Genomic DNA, 5,952 nt, shown 5'->3' on the forward strand with positions numbered 1-5,952 from the left:
GGTCTCTCACAGAAGTGCTAAAAGGTGTTGGTAAAAAATATTACCCAGTAAGAGGAAAAAAAATTGATAAATTAATTTATCAAATTAAAAATGATAGCTCTTTTAAGGCCACTTTAGGAAACTGTGTAATTAAGAAGGTAAATAACTCAGTTATAGTATCAAAAGAGCGTTAAAGTTGATGAAATAACTGATATTTTGTCACTTGTTAATTTAATAATAATTCTTATTTTAATGTTATGAACTTAAAAAATCTTGCAATGTGGGGAATAATAGTTTTCTTAACTATAGGTCTTTATAACATGTTTAAAAATCCACAGTCTAATGTTAGAGGTGGAAATCAGATAATATTTTCAGATTTTTTAAATTCAGTTGAGGACGGTGAAGTTCTAAAAGTTGAGATTCAGGGAAATAACATCAGAGGTACTTATTCGAATGGTAATTCTTTTTCAACTTATGCTCCTAATGATCCAAATCTTATAGAAAAATTATCAGAGAAAGGTGTGAGTATTTCAGCAGCACCTTTAGATGAAAAAATGCCTTCATTGTTTGGTGTGCTCTTATCATGGTTTCCCATGTTATTACTGATTGCAGTATGGATTTTCTTCATGAGACAAATGCAGGGTGGCAAAGGTGGAGCGATGGGATTTGGAAAATCAAAAGCTAAAATGATGAATGAATTAAAAGGAAAGGTTACTTTTAATGATGTTGCTGGTGTAGAGGAAGCTAAAGAAGAAGTAGAAGAAATGGTAGAATTCTTAAAAGATCCAAAAAAATTTAGTAGGTTGGGTGGTAAAATTCCAAGAGGAGCTTTACTTGTTGGTCCTCCAGGAACTGGTAAAACTTTATTAGCAAGGGCAATTGCTGGTGAAGCAGGTGTTCCGTTTTTCACTATTTCAGGTTCTGATTTTGTTGAGATGTTCGTTGGAGTAGGAGCGTCTAGAGTAAGAGACATGTTTGAACAAGGTAAAAAAAATTCTCCATGTATTATTTTTATAGATGAGATAGATGCCGTTGGAAGAAGTAGAGGGGCAGGTCTAGGGGGTGGAAATGATGAGAGAGAACAAACCTTAAACCAGTTATTAGTTGAAATGGATGGTTTTGATACAAATGAAGGTGTCATAATTATAGCTGCAACAAACAGACCAGATGTGCTCGATCCAGCTTTATTAAGACCAGGAAGGTTTGATAGACAGGTAGTGGTTTCAAACCCAGATATTATTGGAAGAGAAAAAATTCTAAAAGTTCATGTAAAAAAAATAAAAATGGCGCCAGATGTGAATTTAAGAACAATTGCAAGAGGCACGCCAGGATTCTCAGGAGCCGATCTTGCAAATATAGTTAATGAAGCAGCTTTGTTAGCGGCGAGAAAAAATAAGAGGATAGTCACATTACTAGAATTTGAGGAAGCAAAAGATAAAGTTATGATGGGCGCTGAAAGACGTTCAATGGTGATGACAGAAGATGAGAAAAAACTAACTGCATACCATGAAGGTGGACATGCTCTAGTGTCTTTTAATATGCCAAGTTATGATCCTATTCATAAAGCTACTATTATACCAAGAGGAAGAGCTCTTGGAATGGTAATGAACTTACCTGAAAGAGACAAACACGGTTACTCAATAAAATATCTTAAAGCGAGACTAGCTGTTTGTTTTGGAGGAAGAGTGGCTGAAGAATTAATTTTTGGAAAAGATAATATATCTACAGGAGCAGGTGGAGGAAATGGCTCTGATATTAACCAGGCTACACAGTTAGCAAGAGCAATGGTGACAAAATATGGTATGAGTGAAGAAATGGGTCCAGTTGAATATGGGGAAAACCAAGAAGAAGTGTTTTTAGGAAGATCAGTTACTCAAACTCAATCGGTATCAGAAGAAGTTGCTCAAAAAATTGATAAAGAAATAAGAAAGCTTGTAGATGAAGGATATTATAAAGCTAAGGAAATTTTAACAGAAAAAATAGATGACTTACATAAAATCGCTAAAGCTCTAATAACATATGAAACATTAACTGGTGAAGAAATAGAGAATATAATTAATAAAAATTTATATCCTAAAGATAAAAATTTAGATAATCCAGAATTAAAAGATGATCAAGATTCAGCTTTGGGCGCGATGGGTTTGAAACCAAAAATTGTTCATTAATAAATAATGCCAAGATATTACACAAGAGCGTGTAATTTCTACTTCGGCAAACAATCAAAAATTTTAGTAAAGAAAAAACAATCTATACCTTTACATCAGATTAAAGAAATATCTTTTGACCATATTGAGATAATTACAAGAAAAAAAATTAGAAAAATTTCAATAAATAAAATTAGAAATTTACCAAAAAAACTAAAAACAAAAATAAATTCAGATTTAAAGAAAATAAGGTCGAAAAAATCAAATTTTTCAAATTTAAATTTTAAAAAAATTCCAAATATTTTAGGAGTATTAAATCTTACGCCCGACAGTTTTTCTGATGGAGGAAAATTTAACAAAAAAAATAAAGCCGTCAGTCATGCTATCAATTTATATAAAACTGGTGCTTCGCTAGTAGACGTTGGTGGAGAGTCTACAAGACCAGGATCAAAGGAAGTAAATAAAAATCGTGAATGGCATAGAATTAATAAGACATTAAAATTAATTGTAAAAAAAATACCAATATCTCTAGACACAAGAAAATCTGCAATTATGGAAAGTGGTATTAAAATGGGGGTTAAACTTATTAATGATGTTTCGGGATTAAGATATGATCCTAAAACAATAAACATTTTAAAAAAGTATAAAATTCCATTTGTAATACAGCATTCAGTTGGCACACCAGAAAATATGCAAAAGAATCCAATATATAAAAATGAACTATTAGATATATATGATTATTTTGAAGATAAAATTAAGTTAATAAGGTCTAAAGGTATTAAACACAATAATATAATTTTAGATCCTGGAATTGGATTTGGAAAAAATTTGAAACATAATATGAATCTTATAAGAGGTGTTTCTATTTTTCATTCATTAGGTTTTCCTATACTAGTAGGGAATTCAAGAAAAAGATTTATTAAAGATATATCAAAAAAAAATGATAGCAAAACAAGAATCGGTGGAACTATGGCCTCTTCAATATATCTTTTAATGCAAGGAATTCAGATTTTAAGAATTCATGATGTTAATGAAGTTCTACAAGGTATTAAAGTTTTTAATCAGATAATCAAAAATTAATGGCAAAAAAATATTTTGGAACAGACGGAATAAGAGGAGCGGTTAATAGTAAATTAATAAATGGAGATATGTTCTTTAAATTTGGACTTGCTAGTGGAACATACTTTAAATCACAAAAAAAAAGAAAACAAACAGCAATAATTGCAAAAGATACGAGATTGTCAGGCTATACACTTGAGCCAGCTCTTGTTTCAGGTTTGGCTTCAGCTGGAATGCATGTTTATACCCTAGGACCCTTACCAACTAATGGGTTGGCTATGCTAACTAAAGAAATGAAGGCCAATATGGGCATAATGATTACCGCGTCTCATAATCCACATTTTGACAATGGTTTAAAATTGTTTGGTCCTGATGGAATGAAATTATCAGATAAAATAGAAAAAAAAATTGAGGGACTTATAGATAAAAAAATTTCAAAAAACCTCTCGCATTCTGAAAAATTAGGAAGAGTTGAAAGATTGGAAATAGGGACTAAAAAATATATTAAAATATTAAAAAAAAATTTCACAAAAGAGTTCAATTTAAGAGGACTAAGAATAGTTATCGATTGTGCAAATGGCGCTGGTTATAAGGCAGGTCCTGAGTTATTAAAATCATTAGGAGCTAAAGTCATAGCAATAGGAATTAAACCAAATGGTTTAAACATTAATAAAAAATGTGGATCAACTTTTCCAAGAAATATTAGATCTGCTGTAAAAAAATATAAAGCACATATCGGAATATCTTTAGATGGAGATGCTGACAGGATTATAATGTGTGATGAAAAAAGCAATATAATAGATGGAGATCAAATTATAGCTGCTTTAGCAACAAGATGGAAAAATAAAAAAATGTTAAAAGGGGGAGTTGTTGGAACATTAATGTCAAATTATGGGTTAGAAAAATATTTTAAATCAAAAGGAATAAAATTTTTAAGGGCAAATGTTGGAGATAGATATGTTAAAGAAAAAATGCAAAAATATAATTTTAATTTAGGGGGTGAACAATCAGGACATATTATTTTAGGTAAATTTGCAACTACGGGAGATGGTTTGCTAGTAGCCTTAGAATCCCTTTTTGCTTTAAGAAAAGGAAAAAAGGCAAGTGAGTTTTTTGATCAATTTAAGAAAACACCTCAGCTTTTGGAAAATATCGAGGTTAAAGATAAAAATATAATTAATAAACCAGAGATAAAAAAAATCATAAAAAATGCAGATAAATTAATCAAAGGTAATGGAAGAATTTTAGTAAGAAAATCAGGAACAGAATCTAAAATAAGAGTAATGGGAGAAAGTGAAAATAAAGCTCTTTTATACAAATGTATAAATATGATTACAAAAAAAATTAAATAAATTGAAACCAAAGTCTAAAATTTTAATTATTGCAGGATCTGATTCGTCTGGTGGAGCAGGTATTCAAGCTGATATAAAAACTGTTACCGCTCTAGGCTCTTATGCAATGACAGCAATAACAGCGGTTACTTCTCAAAATACCACAGGTGTAAAATCAATTGTTGGAATTAATCCAAGAGAAATTTTTAATCAAATTATTTATAGTTGCAAAGATATAAGACCTGATGCAATAAAAATTGGTATGCTGCATTCTTCAGAGGTTATTAGAAACGTATTAAAAGCTTTAAATAAAATTAAAGTTAAAAAAATTGTATTAGATCCAGTGATGGTTGCTAAAGGAGGTGCTAAACTTATAGATAGTAAAGCTATTCAATTGTTGAAATTAAAACTAATTAAAAAAGTATCACTTATTACTCCTAATGTCCCTGAAGCAGAAATTTTAACTAAAACAAAAATTATAACAAAGGAGGATATGATTTTTGCTGCTAATAAACTTATAGGATTAGGAGCTAAAAATGTACTTATAAAAGGTGGTCATTTAAAACATAAAAATGTAATAGATATTTTAATAAGCAAAAAAGACATAAAGATCTTCAAAAGTGAGCGTTACAAAACAAAGAATACCCATGGTACTGGTTGTACATTATCTAGCTCAGTTACAACTTTTTTATCATGTGGAAAAACAGTAAAGAAATCTTGTGAGCTTGGAATTAAGTATGTAAATTCTGCAATTAAATCAAACCCGAAATATGGAAAAGGTCATGGCCCAATTAACCATCTCACTTCCCTGAAAGTAAACAAAAAATTTAAATAATGAAAAATATAGTCGTTGTTGGATCTCAATGGGGTGACGAAGGTAAAGGAAAAATTGTTGATTGGTTATCTGAACAGGCTGATGTAGTAATAAGATTTCAAGGAGGTCACAATGCTGGTCATACTTTAGTAATTGATGGTGTTACTTATAAATTGAGATTATTGCCATCTGGAATAGTTAGAAAAGGTAAAATATCAATTATTGGCAACGGAGTTGTCGTAGATCCATGGGCTTTATTAGAGGAAATAGACGAAATAAAATCTAAAGGTGTAGAAGTAAATGTAAATAATTTTATTATTTCGGAGTCCGCAAATTTAATTTTGCCTTTTCATAGAGAAATGGATGAGATTAGAGAGGATGCAGCAGGAAAAAGCAAAATAGGAACTACAAGACGTGGAATTGGACCAGCATATGAAGATAAAGTTGGAAGAAGATCTATAAGAATTATGGATCTAAGATCTGAAAAAAATTTAGATCAAAGACTCGACTCAGTACTAGTTCATCATAATGCAATTCGAAAGGGTCTAGGAAAAAAAATTTTTGAAAAAGATCAGCTTAAATCTGATTTATTAAAAGATTCTATTAAAGTTCTAAACGAGATCGG

5 protein-coding genes are annotated in these 5,952 nt (G+C 30.4%); all 5 read left to right on the forward strand.

Annotated features, from left to right (window positions below; all coding sequences use genetic code 11):
• Nucleotides 1-236 precede the first annotated feature (236 nt).
• Complete coding sequence (gene ftsH / locus AMO08_RS00585) at nt 237-2,144, forward strand: ATP-dependent zinc metalloprotease FtsH (RefSeq protein ID WP_075484285.1); 1,908 nt, start codon at nt 237-239, stop codon at nt 2,142-2,144.
• A gap of 6 nt (nt 2,145-2,150) precedes the next feature.
• Complete coding sequence (folP, locus tag AMO08_RS00590; RefSeq protein ID WP_075484286.1) at nt 2,151-3,203, forward strand: dihydropteroate synthase; 1,053 nt, start codon at nt 2,151-2,153, stop codon at nt 3,201-3,203.
• Nucleotides 3,203-4,534, forward strand: coding sequence for a phosphoglucosamine mutase (glmM, locus tag AMO08_RS00595; protein ID WP_075484287.1), 1,332 nt, complete (start codon nt 3,203-3,205; stop codon nt 4,532-4,534). Before folP ends, glmM begins: the two co-directional genes overlap by 1 nt.
• 1 nt (nt 4,535) lies before the next feature.
• Complete coding sequence (gene thiD, locus AMO08_RS00600) at nt 4,536-5,348, forward strand: bifunctional hydroxymethylpyrimidine kinase/phosphomethylpyrimidine kinase (RefSeq protein ID WP_075484288.1); 813 nt, start codon at nt 4,536-4,538, stop codon at nt 5,346-5,348.
• The coding region (locus AMO08_RS00605; protein WP_179850718.1) for an adenylosuccinate synthetase at nt 5,348-5,952 on the forward strand (605 nt) is incomplete at its 3' end. The genes thiD and AMO08_RS00605, both read left to right, overlap by 1 nt.

The sequence above is a fragment of the Candidatus Pelagibacter communis genome, assembly GCF_001180205.1.
GTDB classification, from domain to species: Bacteria; Pseudomonadota; Alphaproteobacteria; order Pelagibacterales; family Pelagibacteraceae; genus Pelagibacter; species Pelagibacter ubique_O.